Here is a 17085-nt window from a genome sequence, read left to right as displayed (position 1 = left end):
GCTCACACATCCAGCACCAGGGGGGCGTCGCCCCCCTTGGCTTGCGCTGGTACCGCACAGCAAATCAGTACCTCTCCTTCGGCCGGCATCTCAGCCGGCAGGTTCAGATAATGCACTTGGCCACTGACCAATCTGGTCCGGCATGTACCGCACGATCCGCCCCGGCAACTGAAGTCCGGGTTCAGGCCACGGCTCTCGGCCAGTTCCAGTAAACTCCCGCCACCCGGCTCCCAACGAGCTTCCTTTGCCGACGCCGAAAACAGCACTTTGACCGGGCTGCTTGCCGCGGGTATCTGCTCGACCGCCGGGGTTAGATGATCCCGTTGGCAAACCAGAGTCGAAGGGCCGAAAGTCTCCGCCTGAATACGATCATCGCCAATACGCAACTGACGCAGGCCGTCGTACAGCGCCTGGGTAAAAGCACCAGGGCCACATAAGTAAAAATCGTAATCGTCCAGGGGCAGCAATGCCTTGAGCAGCTCGACATCCGCCCGCCCCGCCACCTCAAAATCCTCACCAACGCGAGCGTGAGTTTCCGGCTGACTGAGCAGACGCAGCGCATGAATTTTATTCTTGGCACGGGTCGCCAGTTCGTACAGCTCATCGCGAAACCCGAGTTCACTCAGGCTGCGCGCACTTTGGATGAACCAGGTCGGTCGAGTGCGACGGATACGTTCGCCTTCATAAATCACTTCACGCAGCATCGACAGCAGTGGGGTCACGCCCACGCCCGCGGCCAGCAAAACCAACGGACGATGCTCATCGGCTTGCACCGTGAAGCGCCCTTGAGGGGCACGGGCTTCAACCAGATCCCCGACCTGAACGCGGTCGTGCAGATACGACGAGATGAGTCCGTCACGCTTGACGCTGATGCGGAAAAAAATGTCCGACGGCGCACTCGACAGGCTGTAGGTTCTGACCAGAGGAGCCTGTCCTTCAGCAAGGCAAAGGCGTACCGGCAGATGTTGGCCAGCCTCGAACCGTGGTATGCCCGCGCCATCGGCCGGTTCAAAGTAGAAAGAGCGAATGGTGCTGCTCTCGTCAACGATCCGCGTCACCCTCAGCGGTCGCCATTGATCGCGCAGGTTATCGGCTTGCAATCGGCCCTCGGCTTGCTCCCAACTGCCCGTCATCAGGCTGTTAGGCGAGAAACCTTCAAACCGCCAACGGAGGGCCAACACAGCCTGACGTCGAACCACCTGTTCCACGGTCAGCGTCCAGAGCCTCTCAGCCCCCTGAAAGGCGGCAATCTGCGGTCCCTCGAGAATGATCTCGGTACGCCCGCTGACTTGCAGCATATCGCCTGTTTCAAAATCGATGAACACCAGCCCCGCGCGCGGGTTGAGCAGGAAATTACCCAAGGTGTTGAAGTGCAGGTTGCCGGCGAAATCAGGAATCGTCAGCACGTTGCCTTCGATCCTGACGAAACCTGAATTGCCACCCCGGTGAGAAACGTCCACCGAGCGCCGGGATGCATCGCCATCCAGGTCGACATAGCTGGCGATGAAAAAGGTATCGGCCTTGGTGATGGCCGCCTTCGCGGCTTCATCCAGTTCGCTGAGACATTCGGCCGCAACATTTGCTGAGGCTTGGCCAAGGCTGACCGGCTCAACGCCTCGCAACTGAATGTATTGCGGGCAGTTGCCGAAAGCGTGCACCACAGAAACGGCAAAACCGCCTGACGAGGCGGTGCTGATGTTACCGTTCATGCGATTGCGCCTTCGGCTCTTCAGGTCAATACCCAGCAGTCCCACCGCAGCGCCCTGCTTAAGGGCTGCCCTGACCGGATCACCCTTGGCAGGCAGGCGGTCGAGTTGCAGCATTCGCGGATCGGGTGAATGGATGAAGCCAGGGGGGCCTTCGATCAACGTGGCCCAAGGCATCCCTTGTTCATCGACCGCGCCCACCACCAGGTAAGGCAACTGGTTGTAAAACAATCGATGCTGATCAGGCATGAAGTCACGTACGACCTTGCGCCCGAATATCTCCATTTGATCGACGACACCGACGCTTTCCTGCAATTCACGCTCACCCGCATGCCAAGGGGATACTCCTGGCGCGTCCGACTGATTCATGATCACCTCTACGCATTCGTAAACAGGTGCCCTTCACCCGCCGCCCGGCGAGGAATGGTTGAATCCCCGGCAACGGGGTCTGATACGCAGTTGCCGGTGATCTTCAACTCTGTGCTTTACAGCCTCATGAAGCGTTCCGATTCTTCCAGAAAAATGGCGACTTTCTGCCCGTCGGGTGTTGGCCAGTAGTAATCGACAGCATTGGAAAGACTGAACATTGGGTCACCCTTTTCGCCAGCAGAATCGAAACCCTAGGCCACATACTCGTCAGTGCTCAGCACTTCGGCGTACCCGAACTTTAAGGCGGCCATGAACGCCGCATGCACCAGATGCGCAGGAACCTTGACGTTGTTGAATTCCAGATCATGGGTCGTACAGGCATCGTGAATAACGGTCGTCTCAAACCCGAAATCGTCAGACGCGCGGGTGACTGCATCGATGCACATGTGGCTCATGTTGCCGACCACGGTGACCCGTTCAATCTCGTTGTGCTCAAGCACTTCGAGCAATTGAGTTTCGCGGTACGGGTTCATGAAGTGTTTGACGATGACCAACTCGTCCCCAAGATTGCGCACATTCTCGTGCAATTGCGCGCCGTCGGAGCCTGGAACAAAAAACGGTGCATTAGGGGCTAAAGTCTCGTGACGGATATGGATGACCAAGTCACCCCGCTCACGTGCTGCTCCAATCACACGAGCCGCATTGTCAGCAGCCGCGTCAGTAGCATTGAGTTCCCATTTGCCGCCGGAAAAATAGTCGTTCTGAATATCAACGACGATGAGTGCTGTGTTAGTCATACGGTTACCTTGGTAAAAAGTCGATCAGGAGTGGGTTGATCATTTCAGGGCACTTGCGGCGTGTCATACCAATCACGGTCGGGGGTGGCGAAGCGCATTTTCTTGCGGATAAAAGCGGCGTTTTCGACGCTGGTTATTTTTTCCAGCAGTACGAATGCAACTTCGGTGGCAGTCCCCGGCCCGCTTGAAGTGATGATCTGGTCATCGACAACCACGGGGCGATCGACAAAGCGTGCACCGGTTTCCAACAGTTGGTTTTTCCGCTTGCCGCCCTCCTGGTGGTAAGTCGTGGCGTTCCTGTCACGCAGCACGCCGGCCACGCCCAGGCACACGGAAGACACGCAAACGCTGGCAACGGGTTTACCGGCTTCGACGAAATGCCGGATGGTCGCCAGGAAGGGTTCGCTCAAGGCTTCCTCGTAAAAACCCGACGGTTCAAAACCACCCGGCAGTGCCAGGGCATCGAAGCTGCTCACGTCCAGATCGCTCAATAAAAAACTCGGATTGAGCATGAGACCGAAGGTGGTCACGATCTTTCTGCGAAGGCCGGCGTTGACAAGTTCCACAGGGTGATCACCCAGCAGGTTGGCCCAGCCAAGCACATCGGTAAAAGCGGCCATTTCCAGGGGCTCTACACCGTTGGCCAGTAACATAAGCACGCGTTTCATCGGTCATGAACCTCTGCTGTGCAGCATGGAAGAGCGTGTGCTTATGCTCCGCCTTAACTGCCGTACAAAGAACGACCACAAAATACAATCCACTATTTCGCTCACTGAAATACCCAATGGGCATCTGTATCAGTGCAAGTTGCGTGCGCTGCACACGCTTAATCAGCATCCGGCTGCATCGCCGGATGTTCGCGCAGGCCTTCGACGATGTGGTCAACGAAGCTGCGTACCCGCATCGAGGCCTTGCGCCCCTCGCGGTACACCACATGCACCGGCAGCGCCGGTAATTCAAAGGGCTGTAATACACGGCGTAATCGCCCAGTATTCAAATACTCGTACAACGGATAGCTCAGGCAGCGGGTAATACCGGCGCCATGTGCGGCCGCATCGATGGCCGCCTGCACTGTCGCGCAACTGATCCGTGTCCGGGCTTTCAAGTGATTGACCTCACCGTTGTGGTGAAAGCCCCACTGGACCCTGTCTCGATAAGCATGGGTGGCGACCAGGCGATGATCTCGCAGATCCTCCGGTACGCCGGGCTCACCGTGAGTAGCCAAATAAGCAGGACTGCTGCAGACCATCGCGCGCACATGGCCTACTTGTCGTGCGATCAATGACGAACTGGGCAGATGCCCGACCAGCACAGCCACATCGATGCCCTCTTCGTTCATGTTCGGAAAACGATCATGGTATTGCGCAAAAACCTTTACCTCGGGGTACAGATTCATGTAGTCCGAGAGAATCGAGGTCATGACGTAACGGCTGAACAGCAAAGGCATCAGCACCTTGAGATTGCCTTTGGCCTGAACGTGCAAGCCCTTGGCCGAAGCCTCCGCGTCTTCGATGGCCTCGATAATGCGTGAACAATCGGCCATGAAGCCGGCACCGGCCTCAGTCAGCGATACCCCGCGGGTACTTCGAAGTAACAGCTGCACGCCAAGACGTTCCTCCAGCCGTGCAATGGCGCGCACGACCGTAGGTCCTGACACGTTCAAACGACGGGCCGCAGCAGCCAGGCTGGGTCGCTCCGATAATGCTTCGAACATCAGCATTTCATGGTAGCGATCCATCAGTTGGAACCCCTCACCACAGCCTTGAGCGCCGAATCCTTTGCGAGTCTATCCGCGAGAAAATCCACGAAGGTATGAACCTTCGCCGCAATTCTGGCGCTCTTGAGGTAGACCACTTGAATGGGCAACGCAGGCGGTTCGAAATCCTCCAGCACCAACTCCAGTTCACCAGCTGCCACCTGATTGGCCACCTGGTAGGACAACACCCGTGTGACGCCCCAGCCCAGGCTGGCGATATTGATCGCAGCCTGATTGGCAGTAACCACCAATCGCGGTTCGAATCGAAAGCTCAGTGCGTTGCCGTCGTTGACGAATTGCCAGTCACTCAGCAAATGACTGGCCGAAGACATGACGATGTTGGCGGTACTGAGTTCACCGGGATGACGCGGCCTGCCGTTGCGCTCGAAATAATCGGGCGTACCGCAGATCACCTGGCGTACCTCGCCGACTTTGATTGCGTGCTGATTTGACTCATGCAAATGGCCAATGCGTATGGCCACATCGATACCCTCATCAGCCATATTCACGACGCGATCCACCAGCAAGGCATTGATGTGCACCGAAGGAAACTGATCCACGTAGTCGGCCAGCAGCGGAGCGATGAACAACTCGCCAAATAGCACCGACGCGGTCACGGTCAAATGCCCGCACGGTATCGAGTAACTGCCGGCGGCTGCTTCCTCCGCCTCGTCGATATCACTGAGGATACGCCGACAATCCTCAAGATAGCGTTGACCCGCTTCGGTGAGGTGCAGGCTGCGAGTGGTTCGAGAAAGGAGCTGTGTGCCGATGCGCTCTTCCATCGCGGCGATGGCACGGGTCACGCTGGGGGGAGAAATGTTAAACCGGCGAGCGGCCGCGGCAAAACCTTCTTCCTCGGCTACTGCCATGAATATCTGCATTTCTTGAAAACGATCCATAGACGACCTTGTCTTTATGAGAGAACCGCAAGGAGTCTGGCCGCTTAAGCGGTAAGACCTGGTTGCCAGTATCGTCGGCCAAAGCAACTTTCGCACGCGCCGTCGGGCTGGCTGCATGTACGCAAAGTAATCCTGAGGGATATGCGCAACCCGTGAAAAGCAGCTTGCCGGAAGTATTCTCCCGGCAAGCGCTTTGAGGATCGAATCAAGCCGTCTGCAGGCCTACCGCGGTACGTTGCATGCCAACGAAGTTTGGCAATGCTTCGATGCTGCTCAGCCAGGCACGGACATTCGGGTAGTCAGTCAGCGCCACGTTACCTTCGGGAGCGTGAGCCACGTACGTGTAGGCGGCAACATCGGCCACGGTCGGCTTGTCACCGGCCAGGAATTTGCTTTGACCCAGCTCATCTTCCATGACTTTAAGCAGGGCGTGAGAACGTTTGATCGCTTCTTCTGGGTCATAACCGGCACCAAAGACGGTAATCAATCGCGCGGTGGCAGGGCCCGAACTGATTTGACCGGCGGCTACTGACAACCAGCGTTGAACCTTGCCCAGCGCTACCGGATCGGTCGGCAGCCATTGGCCGTTGCCATATTTGGCGGCCAGGTAAACCACGATGCCGTTGGAGTCGGCCAGTACGGTGCCGTTGTCATCGATCACCGGTACTTGTCCAAAACTGTTGATCGCCAGGAACTCGGGGGTTTTGTGTGCGCCCTTCATCAAGTCCACAAAGACCAGTTCTGTCGGCAGGCCGAGCAGGGACAGCATCAATTCAACCCGATGAGAGTGGCCGGACAATGGGTGACGATAAAGTTTGATCGCTTGGGACATGACGTACTCCGATTGTTTTTGAGTTCGACCCGGTCATCGCGTCGATGGAGCTATCTTCCCCTGCCCTCCCAAACTGAGGAATGACCAGCAATTACAATCCAGCATTTCACGGGAAGTAATAATCAGCACTCTTGCATCGAGTCTACTGACCCACTGACACGCCTACCATCAAGTCCATGAAGGCCACTGACGCCGCGCTGTGGTAGTTGTTCTTGCGTCGCAGCAACGAGGCGCCCCGTTGCGGTCCCTTATCCAGCAACGCGATCTTGCGCAGGGCGCGGTCCTGGGTAGCGATGGGTTCCGGAAGAATGGTGGCGACCGCCGTGTGCCGAATCACTTCCAGCAAGGTATTGACCGAGTTGACCTCGATCACCACTTGGGGAGTGATCTGCGTCTTGACGAAATACTCATCGATGCATACGCGGGTGGCGAAGTCCGGCGTCAGCAGTGCGAATTGCAGTTGCGCCACCTGCTCGGCGGTCAACGGCGTCCTGCAGTCGTACAACGGGTGATCGCGTCCCACCATCAAACCCAGGGTTTCGGTATAGGCCGGGATCGTTTCGATGTCGGCGTTTCTCACATCATCGAACGCAATGGCGATATCCAGCGAATCATCCGCCAGGCCGGTTTCGATATCGTCCATCGACAACTCGAAGATTTCCAGATGGATGTTGGGATAGAGGGCCATGTAGTCGCGCATCAAAGGCCCGACCAGATACGCCATGAACGTCGGCGTCATGGCCAGGCGCAGGGTGCCGCGCGACAGGTCCTTTACATCGTGCAGCGCCCGCTTGCCGGCCGCAAGTTCCACCAGCACGCGACGCGCGCATTCGATGTAAGCCTGCCCCGCATCGGTCGGTTTGACGGTACGCGAGGTTCGGTCGAACAGCACGACACCCAGGGTTTCTTCCAGTTGCCGGATCTGTTGCGACAGGGTCGGCTGGGAAACATGCAGCGCCTCTGCAGCGCGGGTGAAGCCGCCGTTATCGGCGACGGCCAACAAATAGCGCAAATGGCGCAGCAGCATAAGAACTCTCCTCTATAGCACTGCTTATGCGCTGCATTGTATAGCGAAGTGGACTGTTATTGATTAACTGCAGACAGGTTGGCCCCTGTAGGAGTTATCGAGTGAAACGAGGCGGCGATCCTTTGATCTTGTTTTAAAAACAAAATCAAAAGATCGCCGCCTGCGGCAGCTCCTACAGGGCCAATACTTGCTCGACCTCCGGGTCATCGACAGGTGAGCGCAAGCTGGTGCCAGATGCAGGTCGACGAGCTCAGGTCCTTCGTGACGAGATAAGTGGACTTCATAGCAAGACTGTTAGTAAAAGTCGTGAGTTGGTTGCCTGCCATCATCTGCCGGATACAGGCGTACGTAGGGTCACGAACTCTTCTGCCGAGGTCGGGTGGATGCCGATGGTTTCATCGAACAGGCGCTTGGTAGCACCGGCCTTGAGCGCGATGGCCAGCCCCTGGATGATGTCACCGGCGTCGGGGCCGACCATGTGGGCGCCCAGCACACGATCCGTCTGGGCGTCCACCACCAGTTTCATTAGCGTCTGCTCGGACGATTCTGTGAGCGTCAGCTTCATCGGCTTGAACCGGCTCTCGAAAATCAGCACTTTGTGGCCATGCTCCAGCGCCTGTTCCTCCGTCAGCCCAACGGTGCCGATGTTGGGCTGGCTGAACACCGCGGTGGGAATGTGGCGGTAATTCACCGGGCGATAGTCTTCGGGTTTGAACAGGCGACGCGCGACCGCCATGCCTTCCGCCGTGGCGACCGGGGTCAATTGCACCCGGCCAATCACATCGCCCAATGCCAGAATCGATGGTTCGCGGGTTTCAAAGTTGTCGTTGACGTCGATGAAACCCTTGTCATTGAGTACGACGCGGGTGTTTTCCAGGCCCAGATTGTCGAGCATGGCGCGGCGGCCAGTGGCGTAGAAAATGCTGTCGGTCTCCAGTTGACGACCGTCGTTAAGCGTCGCCAGTAAACTGCCGTCTGCTTGTTTGTCGATCTGCACGATATCGGTGTTGAACTGCAATTGCAGACCCCGTTTAGTCAGCTCTTGCACCAGGTGCATACGAACCGATTTGTCAAATCCGCGCAGGAATAGCTCACCGCGATACAGTAGGCTGGTGTCGGCACCCAGTCCATTGAAGATGCCGGCAAATTCGACGGCGATGTAACCACCGCCAACCACCAATACTCGCTTGGGCAGTTGTTTCAGAAAGAATGCTTCATTCGAAGTGATTGCGTGCTCATGACCTGGAATATCCGGGATCTGTGGCCATCCGCCGGTGGCAATCAGAATGTGCTCAGCGCTATAACGTTGGCCGTTGATTTCAACGTGATGGGCATCGGCCAGCCGTGCATGGCCTTCGAGCAAGGTCACGCTGCTGTTGATCAGCAAATTGCGGTAAATCCCGTTGAGTCGTTCGATCTCGCGATTCTTATTAGAGATCAATTTTTCCCAGTTGAATTGCGCCTTGCCGGCCGTCCAACCAAAGCCCTCGGCCTGTTCGAAGTCGTCAGCGAAATGCGAGCCGTAGACCAGCAGTTTCTTTGGCACACAACCGACGTTGACGCATGTGCCACCGAGGTAGCGACTCTCGGCTACCGCTACTTTCGCGCCGAACGCGGCGGCAAAACGCGCTGCCCGCACACCGCCGGAACCTGCACCAACTACAAATAAATCAAAATCGTAGGTCATCTCAATTCTCTGCAAGGCACACAACACATGAACTGTTGATTGTCGTTAAAGGGGAGGAAAACGAAGTTTCAATGCACGCAAAAACGTCGCGCGTGGTGTCAAAAGCGAAGTATCGTTCTGATACTTACTAGATCGGTGCGTAACAGGGGCCGCTCTGGACTCGCTAGCCAGCGCTCCCATCAATTGGGGCAGCAGAAAGCCACCTTCGTATTCGGTATCGGCCATGGCTGGGGCGTCCAACCAGCGGTTACCGTCGCAGGAATGAGCGACATCAATCATGTGAAAACTCCCTGGATGGACACTGCATTAACCCGAAATGAGTCAATTGCTTCTGAATTAAGTCTCCCCATCTATGGACAATTAGAGAACCAGCAGGGATGTCATGACTTAATTGTGCTGGGTGAAATAATCTAGCGAGGCGTTGTCATAAGGCCCGAACATCAGCGTCTTATGCGAGGTCATTGATATTCAAAAAAGTCCAAGCCTGCAAAACGCTTTCTGAACGCATCGCGCCGCCAGTCAGTTGGGCAGCATCGCGCAACAGGCCGGCACCGCCGTCAGCCTGCACGGCATTGGTGGCGCTTGGTCGGTTCAATCGCTACAGCCCGCAGTTCGCCGTATCGCTGATCAGCGACGATGCCGCGACGAAGGAGCGCGCTTCTACAACGCCGTCAACGCGCCTTTTGTTGGCAACGGCATCACCCGTCGGGTTGATGGTTAAAACGCGCTCAACAAGCCGGAACTGGGTTTGTCGAACTGGAAGAGCGGACATTTGCTTGCGCGCAGTACGATTCTCTCGGGTGATGACCTGTTCACCATTCGCAGCCACATGACCCAGGTCGATCTGGGCGTCAAAAGCTGAGACCGTCGCTTCCAGCGACCATCCACTATGAGGTCGCTGGAAGGAAACGGAGGCCTATCGTGTGTTGCCAGGGACGCTTAGCCACCGCTGCACGCCGTCCCCCAGACTTGATACGTTACGGTGTGACGCTGTCCATGTGAATCGTCATACGTCAGCTCCACGGGGACGATTCCGCATGCATTACTGACATCGGTAATGCTAATGGTTTTGGCAATATCCAAGGGAACCCCGGGACGTGCGACCTCCTCGGTCGGTTCTGCCAGGATGCTGCTGGATACGATGGCAAACGCCAGAGCAACCGCGGGTTTCAATATGTTTTCCGATAAGCGATTCATGCGCGACTTTCTCGCAGCAGATGACGAGCGGAGTCGGCCATCACAGTGAGAGAGCCTGCCAGCATCAATACGTCTTTAAGCACCAGACGACCGCCACCGGACAGGTAGGGAAAACCGTGCTGAGCGTCGCCTAGGGCACCCACCCAGGCTTCGGGCGTGGTGATCAGAAAGCTCAAAGTCACCAGCGGCGTACCGAAGGCCAACGCACCACCGAGCAAGCCGGTGCGTCGTGAGATCGGGTTGGATAGAACCAACAGCCCAATCAGAAGTTCGACAATGCCCAGACCGGTCGAGAATCCGTAGGTGTTGTTACCTGTCTGCCAGGCGCGCTTCTCGACGTTCAGTTCACCTTCATGTGTCAGGTGAGCCTTGTACTCTTGCGGGTGTTCGTAGAAGAACGACATGAAGGGGCTGTTGGCGACAAACGGCGTGATGCTATCGGCCTCGTATGGGACGAATTTTAGTGCGCCAATCCACAGGAAAACGATGCCGATGGCCAGTCGCATGAGCGAAGCGCCAAAGGTATCCACTTTGCTGAGGAACCATAACCAGGTTGTAAATGAGGTGAGCATGGGACTTCTCCAGAACATTGAATGTGGAGCTAGTCTGCTGGTTTGGAGACCGGTGCTTTTGTTCGTCATGCTCAAGTTGTTGCTTGATCGTCTCAACGTGACCTTAACGTTTCAATGACGTAAAAAAGCCTCGGCTCTTTGTAGTGCCGAGGCTGCGGTGGACGCGATGTCAGACTAGTTTTTCAGCGTATCAAACGCTTCGAGCGTGCGTAGCGAATAGATGTACGCAGCACCCGCGTTCATCGAGATAGCCGTGGCCAGGGTCGCCGCCACCTCTTCGCGGCTCGCGCCTGCCTTGATCGCTGCGTTCGTATGTGCGGCGATACAACCATCGCAACGAGTAGTGACAGCGACGGCGATCGAGATCAACTCGCGTGTCCTGACATCCAGCACATCGTTTTCGGCAGCGGCTTCACCGAGTGCCATGTAGGCTTTGACCATCTTAGGGTTGCTCTTGCCCAGTGCGCCGAAGGCTTTCTGGATAGTGGGCAATAATTCAGACCAATTATTGAACATAGCGTTAATTCCTGAACAGGTTGAGTGTACTGTTTCGACAGACTCAGTTTTCTCCAGTGGCGCGATTCAGGTTTGTTCAATCGGCTCAGCTTTTATTGCGAAAGACTCAAAATGAATTCAATCGATAAACTCATCAGCTTGGCCAACGTACGCGGCAGCCTGGATTTACGCTGCCAGTTCGAGGGGGATTGGGCGCGCGAGCATGAGCAGGAAGCCTTGGGCAAGGCGCCCTATCACATCGTGTTGGCCGGAGAGTGCCAGGTTTATTTTCCCGATGGCCAGCGTGTTCCCATGAAGACCGGGGACATTTTGTTGCTTCCACGAGGCGCGCCGCATGTCATGCACAGCACAGGCAAAACCGTAGCGCCGACCGTGCCGTACGTTAGCGAAGGTGGTGTCGTGCCGATGCATCGTATTGGCGGGGCCAGTCGCGATTTTGACATGCTCTGTGGCGGGTTTCACTTCAATCGCACGTCACTACTCTTCGCCGCGCTGCCCGAGTATCTGGTCGTCCCGCCCACCGCCAGTGGGCAGTTGCCTGCGCTGGTGGAGATGCTGCGTGGCGAAGCGGACGGCCACCAGGTCTGCTCCAGATTCATGCTCGACGCGCTATCCCAGGCGCTGTTCACCCTAATCCTGCGAGCGCACTTGGCAAGCGATGGCCAGACCGCCGGCTCATTGGCCTTGCTCAGCGATAAACGCCTCGGACGCGCTTGGCAGGCGATGCTGGCCGACCCTGCATTCGAGTGGACCGTTGAAGGGCTGGCGGAAATGGCGAGCATGTCCCGCGCAACTTTTCTGCGCACATTTGCACGCGTGGCGGGCGCATCACCCTGGGTGCTGTTGACTCAGGTCCGCATGGAAATGGCGTTCAACCTGCTGAGCCACTCCCATCTGGGATTGAGCGATATTGCCGTACAGGTCGGGTATCAGTCGCAGTCCGCGTTCAGCAAAAAATTTAAAGAGTTTTACGGGGAAGCGCCGGGAAAACTACGTCGTGAGAAGTAGTTTGTGGAACTGTCGCGAACCGTGACAGCGGGGTCAGCGTTTGATTCTATTCTAACAGGAATCAACTTCTGGCCTAGCTGCGCCGCTTGGTGTGGCCGGTGAACCTCTCCTATGTGTGGCGTCGGCACCAGTCCCACAATTGTGACAAGAGCTATTAATTCCCACGAGAGCATCGCCCAACCACAGAGTCATCAAAGAATTTTTGTAGTCCGGCCCCCTACGACCTCTCAGGAGAGACGGATCCAACATCTTGCGCTCGGACTTTGATCACTTCGGGGAGCGCGTTGGATGGCCTGCTCTTAAAAAGAAATACGTGTCCTGATCAGATTTTCCCGCAAGTAGTATGCCCTCGCGGAGCCGGTTTCTACCAGACCGGTAGGTAGCGGGTCATTCCGTCCACCAACTCTGCGCTGGCATTGATCCGTTGCCCATACTGGCGCAGGACCTTGGCCAGTTTCTTACCGTCCTTGCTTTTGTCCTTTCGCCGAATGGCACGCGAGACCTCATCGGAAAACGACGCGCTCAGTTTTTCCTGGCCAGTCCACTCCCTAGGGTTGTACTCAATGACGTCAAGCTGAGGCGTGGCGGTTAACTCCTGAATGGCCAGATTCTTGATCGAACTCTTGCCGCTGCCCCATAGCCCCGTCAGGGCAACGACCAGGCTCTTTGGTTTTTCCAGCCGACAATCGCCGCCGCTAGGTTTTTAGCAAATGTGGATCGCCCTAGTAGATCCTGCTCGGCAGCTTTGATCGGTCGGTCATTCGCGAAACCCAATTCATCCATCGCTCATTCCCTGTGTCGTGTCATGTCCAGCCGTTGAAGCGTAGGCGCCGTATGCTGAAGATGTAGCCTGGGGTGCTTACTTCGCTGACTTGGGTTCGGGCTTTTTCCTCGCGCGTGTCTTGCGTTCGCTGACCGGCGATGAGCGAGATGCACTAACTTCTGCTCCAGCGCGTCGCCACGCGCTTGCTGTGCTGCGGCGTTTTGCAGTGCTTGACCCAGCGCGGCCTGCGCACCTTCAATCTTTTGCTGCAACTGCTCAAGTTGGTTGCCTGCTTCCTTCACTTGGGGGGGCATGCGCTTGCTCTCTTCTCTGGCACGATCGACTTCACGATGCGCACGATCCTCGACCCCGAGCACGTAGATCTCCTGCGCGACGCGTTCCTACTCGGCCTTAAGTCGCAACTCCTGCAATTCCTGCTGCAAGGTCTGGCTTTACTGCTGCGCGTCACCGCGTTCCCGCAGCAGGCTGTCGCGCTGCTCAGGTCTTGAATCTGCGTCGCACGCTGTTCCAGCAGCAACTCCAGGTCCGCCAAGCGAGTCTCGCTCACTTGCTGGGCCACCTGCGCAGTCGTCGCATGTTGCCGCGCTAGTGCGGCGACTTGACGCGCCTGGCCCTCCACCGCGGCGACTCGCTCGCGTTCGGCAGCCAAGACCTGACGTTCTTCGGACAACGCCTGCTCAGCAACGCCATGGGACAGATGAATCGCCTGTTGCCACGGGGCGACAAAGGCCTGCGAGACCTCCGCCGGCAACGTCAGCAGGCGAGTCTCGCCGCTCAGCCGTTCGGCCAGCCTCGCCCAAGATTGAACGAGCAACCCGCCGACGCACGTCGGACTGCCGCCCCCCAGTTCCAAGCGCACACGTTCCACCGTTGGCCGCTCCCCACGGGCCAGCACCGCATCCGCGGCGGCAAACACGTCGCTTTCCGGCACCCCTACTGCCAAGGCCCGCCTCCGGCTATATTGGGTCTGATAAGGGAATGATGTCCGCGGTATATTGTCGAATCTCAAAACTGAGGTGTGGACGTAATGAAAATTACCGATCAGTTGCCGAAGGTAGGCAAAGCGGAACTGAACCCACATCTCCTCGCGCTCCACGCCCAAGAAGCCGCCGCAGTATTTTTCACCGCAGGCGTCGCAGACAATACGTTGCGCAGTTACTGCAGTGCTCTCGCCTATTGGTCAACCTGGTTGCAACTGCGCTATGGCCAGGTGCTGGGTGATGCCCCGCTGACTGCCTCGATAGCGGGGCAGTTCGTTCTTGATCATCTGGTACTACCTTTGGAGAACGGCTGTTGGACGCACCTACTGCCGCCCGACATCGATGCCATTCTGGTGGCGGCGGGATTCAAGGCCAAGTTAGGGCCCCTCGCCTTTAACACTGTCAGTCACCGCCTGACGGTACTGTGCCAGTGGCATAGGCTCAACAACTGGGACAGCCCAACTGATACGCGGGCGCTAAAAACGCTGTTGGCTGAGGCGCGCAAGTCGCAATCGCGCCAGGGCGTAGCGGTCCGCAAAAAAACCGCAGCGGTGCTGGAGCCGCTGCAGGCGATGCTCGCCACCTGTACGGATGGCGTACTCGGCCTTCGTGACCGCGCCCTGCTCCTGCTGGCCTGGAGTGGCGGCGGCCGGCGTCGTTCCGAGGTAGTCGCCTTGCAACTGAGTGATGTGCGCAGACTGGACGCCGATACTTGGCTCTTCGCCCTCGGTGGAACCGATACTGACGGCGTTCGCCGAGAGAAACCTCTGCGCGGGCCGGCGGCAAAGGCCTTAACCGAGTGGCTGGCGGTTTTACCAGCCGAATCCGGCCCGCTGTTCCGCCGCATGTACAGGGGCGGCAAGGTCGGCAAAAAGGGACTGTCCGCAGACCAGGTCGCCAGGATTGTCCAGCATCGCGCAAAGTTAGCAGGGCTTGAGGGGGATTGGGCTGCACACAGCTTGCGCTCCGGCTTTTTCACCGAGGCCAGCCGGCAGGGCGTCCACTTGGGCGAAATCATGGCCATGACCGAGCATCGTAGCGTTAGTTCGATCATGGGCTATTACCAGAACGGTTTGCTAGTAAATAGTCCCGCGACAAACTTGCTGTCTGACCCGCTTAGCGACGAAAAGATAAATGTAGCTACTGCCCCCAACAGAGATACAGGCCTACCAGCAGAGTACGTAGAGCAAGAGGACTGGGACCTCGCGATTATCAAAAAATTTGAATCTCACGGTTCACCCTGAAAATATTTGAAGCCGTAAGCCCAGGAAATGTCCTGACGTAGTCAGACATTTCCGCCTGACTTCGGCCACTGCCGTTTTAAAAATGATGAGTCGATCCAAAACATTCAGATCAATCACTCCTTCCCGTGTTTAGCCGCTGCGAGCACATCACAGAGGTACCCGCCCCACATCTAGGCGCATCTCTCCTGCATACTCATTAAATATTGCCGGGCCTTCTATAAATTCGATAGGGCAAACAGCGTCACCGGATGTGACGTATTCTTGCCGGGCTAATTGAAATAGACACATCCGATGAAGCATTGGTGTAGAAGTAGTAGCCCACTGGAGGGGGATTGTTATTCAAAACGTCATAACTTGATTGGGCAATCAGGCACGATGTTCCACTTGACCCACTTGGAACCGAGACTGAGCAGGACACTCCAACCTTGATAAGTACTCCCGTCGGTAAAAAATGTGAACGCCACCCCACGACTTGGCCTTTACAGATCATTGTGAGGATTGGGCGCTACGATACAACGGAAGGTGTGACGCGAGAGAGTATCCGGCCGGCGAATTTTGACGAGCATCGGATCATTCATTAAAGGAACGAACGGGTTGATTGGGCGACGTCATTTATCAATGGCTCTGAACCTTGGCAACATCAAAAATATTTAAAACCCGAGAGATCGACACATTCTTTGAGTAACCGCGCCCCGAGATCGCCATGTCCAGCAACAATTGGCATGGGCGTCGTGGTTGCCGGTCGTCCAATAAAAAAAATACGCATATTATTTTGGTGTTCGGAAAAGTAAGCCGCCCAACAAACTGGATTGATCATTCGTTCATAGGTGAACATGGTCGCCGCGATATCCCCAGAGGCATCTGATTGCCGCCACCCCTCCTCTAACTGGCGGGTTAACATGGCGAGCACATCTCGCCCAAAAATATGTTGTGTAAGCCAATTCTTACTTGCACTATCGGGACAGTTTAAAAACACTGAGTGCTGATTTATTTCAGCCAGCCACTCCGCCACTTTATGCTTGTTGTCGCTGATAGGACTTGATAAACAACTGGGGGTTTTGGAACCCCACCAAAAGCAATGCCAATCCAACAGCGCCAATGCCGCGTAGCAGTCCGGCGGAACCGAGCAAGCCTCAATTGGTCGCCACATTTGGCGGAGCGTCCGATTTGACCAATTGAAGCGTCCGACGCGATGTTTTCTGAAATGTCGAAAAATCGACTTCGCAATACTTAACAGATATCTTGGTGCGATCGCAGGAACGTCTTTCAGTTGTTTGGATTGTGTCTTGTTGCGTAATCGACACCAGGGATAACGCGCGCCAATGCGTTTCGGAGTTAGTTCTGCGGCAAGGACCTGAATCTCTCGAAATAAGTCTGATTCTAATCTCGCAAATTTGCGGATTGATGTCGAGAACTGCAAGACACTGTCGTAGTATAATTCCGAAATTTCGCCAATTGAAAAAACAAAACGTTTACCCTTAGACAACTCAAGCGCTCTATAGCTTTTCTGTAAATTCGCAATGCCTGCCGAATTAATGAAATGCATCTGAGCGGCGCTCCGACGCTCACCTAATTGTTCACCGCAATGCCAACACCCATAAGGCACTTTAAATAGACTAGACGTTAGTGCGTACCTGACCACAGCGGAACAAGTTGGGCACCGCTGCCTAAGGTCAACTCGGTGAATAGGGCATTGATGAACGAGTCC

At 56.2% G+C, this 17085-nt stretch carries 18 protein-coding genes and 2 pseudogenes; 4 read left to right on the top strand and 16 right to left on the bottom strand.

Going from position 1 to position 17085, the window contains the following annotated elements; all coding sequences use genetic code 11:
* Positions 1 to 2 precede the first annotated feature (2 nt).
* The 9 genes from BVK86_RS00255 to BVK86_RS00215 all read right to left on the bottom strand — a co-directional run bounded on the left by BVK86_RS00255 (position 3) and on the right by BVK86_RS00215 (position 9355).
* Positions 3 to 2075, bottom strand: a complete 2073-nt coding sequence (locus BVK86_RS00255) for a 2Fe-2S iron-sulfur cluster-binding protein (protein ID WP_075944496.1) — start codon at positions 2073 to 2075, stop codon at positions 3 to 5.
* A gap of 251 nt (positions 2076 to 2326) precedes the next feature.
* Positions 2327 to 2872, bottom strand: a complete 546-nt coding sequence (locus tag BVK86_RS00250; RefSeq protein ID WP_075944495.1) for a cysteine hydrolase family protein — start codon at positions 2870 to 2872, stop codon at positions 2327 to 2329.
* A 44-nt stretch (positions 2873 to 2916) separates the two neighbouring features.
* Positions 2917 to 3540 carry a DJ-1/PfpI family protein gene (locus BVK86_RS00245; protein ID WP_075944494.1) on the bottom strand — a complete coding sequence of 208 codons (624 nt, stop codon included), beginning with the start codon at positions 3538 to 3540 and terminating at the stop codon, positions 2917 to 2919.
* 158 nt (positions 3541 to 3698) lie between these two features.
* Positions 3699 to 4610, bottom strand: coding sequence for a LysR family transcriptional regulator (locus BVK86_RS00240; protein WP_075944493.1), 912 nt, complete (start codon positions 4608 to 4610; stop codon positions 3699 to 3701).
* On the bottom strand, positions 4610 to 5530 hold the full coding sequence (locus tag BVK86_RS00235) for a LysR substrate-binding domain-containing protein (RefSeq protein WP_075944492.1): 921 nt from the start codon (positions 5528 to 5530) through the stop codon (positions 4610 to 4612). Before BVK86_RS00235 ends, BVK86_RS00240 begins: the two co-directional genes overlap by 1 nt.
* Before the next feature lie 205 nt (positions 5531 to 5735).
* Positions 5736 to 6362 (bottom strand): glutathione S-transferase family protein, encoded by a 627-nt coding sequence (locus BVK86_RS00230; RefSeq protein WP_075944491.1) that lies wholly within the window; start codon positions 6360 to 6362, stop codon positions 5736 to 5738.
* 142 nt (positions 6363 to 6504) lie between these two features.
* Positions 6505 to 7389, bottom strand: a complete 885-nt coding sequence (gene cynR, locus BVK86_RS00225; protein WP_075944490.1) for a transcriptional regulator CynR — start codon at positions 7387 to 7389, stop codon at positions 6505 to 6507.
* A gap of 325 nt (positions 7390 to 7714) precedes the next feature.
* Positions 7715 to 9076 (bottom strand): glutathione-disulfide reductase, encoded by a 1362-nt coding sequence (gorA, locus tag BVK86_RS00220; protein ID WP_075944489.1) that lies wholly within the window; start codon positions 9074 to 9076, stop codon positions 7715 to 7717.
* Between the two features lie 45 nt (positions 9077 to 9121).
* On the bottom strand, positions 9122 to 9355 hold the full coding sequence (locus BVK86_RS00215; protein ID WP_075944488.1) for a hypothetical protein: 234 nt from the start codon (positions 9353 to 9355) through the stop codon (positions 9122 to 9124).
* Between the two features lie 299 nt (positions 9356 to 9654).
* On the opposite strand from BVK86_RS00215, the pseudogene BVK86_RS29145 reads away from it, so the two are divergent.
* A pseudogene (locus BVK86_RS29145) lies at positions 9655 to 9938 on the top strand (aldehyde dehydrogenase family protein); the annotation flags it as partial.
* Positions 9939 to 10015: 77 nt separating this feature from the next.
* Here BVK86_RS29145 and BVK86_RS00210 read toward each other — a convergent pair.
* From BVK86_RS00210 to BVK86_RS00200, 3 genes are all read right to left on the bottom strand, one after another.
* A complete protein-coding gene (locus BVK86_RS00210) occupies positions 10016 to 10273 on the bottom strand; it encodes a DUF2790 domain-containing protein (protein WP_083659280.1) in 258 nt (85 codons plus the stop codon).
* Positions 10270 to 10845: a reactive chlorine resistance membrane protein RclC gene (gene rclC, locus BVK86_RS00205; RefSeq protein WP_075944487.1), complete on the bottom strand. Its 576-nt coding sequence runs from the start codon at positions 10843 to 10845 to the stop codon at positions 10270 to 10272. The genes BVK86_RS00210 and rclC overlap by 4 nt, the downstream gene beginning before the upstream one ends.
* A gap of 174 nt (positions 10846 to 11019) precedes the next feature.
* On the bottom strand, positions 11020 to 11361 hold the full coding sequence (locus BVK86_RS00200) for a carboxymuconolactone decarboxylase family protein (RefSeq protein WP_075944486.1): 342 nt from the start codon (positions 11359 to 11361) through the stop codon (positions 11020 to 11022).
* A gap of 111 nt (positions 11362 to 11472) precedes the next feature.
* Here BVK86_RS00200 and BVK86_RS00195 point away from each other — a divergent pair, with 111 nt between their 5' ends.
* On the top strand, positions 11473 to 12369 hold the full coding sequence (locus tag BVK86_RS00195; RefSeq protein WP_075944485.1) for an AraC family transcriptional regulator: 897 nt from the start codon (positions 11473 to 11475) through the stop codon (positions 12367 to 12369).
* A gap of 364 nt (positions 12370 to 12733) precedes the next feature.
* On the opposite strand, the gene BVK86_RS30030 is transcribed toward BVK86_RS00195, so the two are convergent.
* Positions 12734 to 12985 carry a hypothetical protein gene (locus BVK86_RS30030; RefSeq protein WP_331717017.1) on the bottom strand — a complete coding sequence of 84 codons (252 nt, stop codon included), beginning with the start codon at positions 12983 to 12985 and terminating at the stop codon, positions 12734 to 12736.
* A gap of 29 nt (positions 12986 to 13014) precedes the next feature.
* Positions 13015 to 13152, bottom strand: coding sequence for a hypothetical protein (locus tag BVK86_RS30025; RefSeq protein WP_231977881.1), 138 nt, complete (start codon positions 13150 to 13152; stop codon positions 13015 to 13017).
* A 210-nt stretch (positions 13153 to 13362) separates the two neighbouring features.
* Here BVK86_RS30025 and BVK86_RS30375 point away from each other — a divergent pair, with 210 nt between their 5' ends.
* Positions 13363 to 13641, top strand: coding sequence for a hypothetical protein (locus BVK86_RS30375; protein WP_408003004.1), 279 nt, complete (start codon positions 13363 to 13365; stop codon positions 13639 to 13641).
* Between the two features lie 152 nt (positions 13642 to 13793).
* Here BVK86_RS30375 and BVK86_RS30370 read toward each other — a convergent pair.
* Positions 13794 to 14234: pseudogene (locus tag BVK86_RS30370) on the bottom strand (DNA-binding protein); the annotation flags it as partial.
* Here BVK86_RS30370 and BVK86_RS00180 point away from each other — a divergent pair.
* Positions 14172 to 15377: a tyrosine-type recombinase/integrase gene (locus tag BVK86_RS00180; RefSeq protein ID WP_173668858.1), complete on the top strand. Its 1206-nt coding sequence runs from the start codon at positions 14172 to 14174 to the stop codon at positions 15375 to 15377. The pseudogene BVK86_RS30370 and the gene BVK86_RS00180 sit on opposite strands and share 63 nt — an antisense overlap.
* A 640-nt stretch (positions 15378 to 16017) precedes the next feature.
* Here the strand turns inward: BVK86_RS00180 and BVK86_RS29140 are convergent.
* The gene (locus BVK86_RS29140) at positions 16018 to 16923 is read right to left on the bottom strand and encodes a hypothetical protein (protein ID WP_139315734.1); all 906 of its coding nucleotides are present in this window, start codon (positions 16921 to 16923) and stop codon (positions 16018 to 16020) included.
* Positions 16924 to 17085: the final 162 nt, after the last annotated feature.

It is taken from the genome of Pseudomonas reinekei, from assembly GCF_001945365.1.
Lineage (GTDB): Bacteria > Pseudomonadota > Gammaproteobacteria > Pseudomonadales > Pseudomonadaceae > Aquipseudomonas > Aquipseudomonas reinekei.
This window is presented reverse-complemented; position numbering and strand designations above follow the sequence as displayed.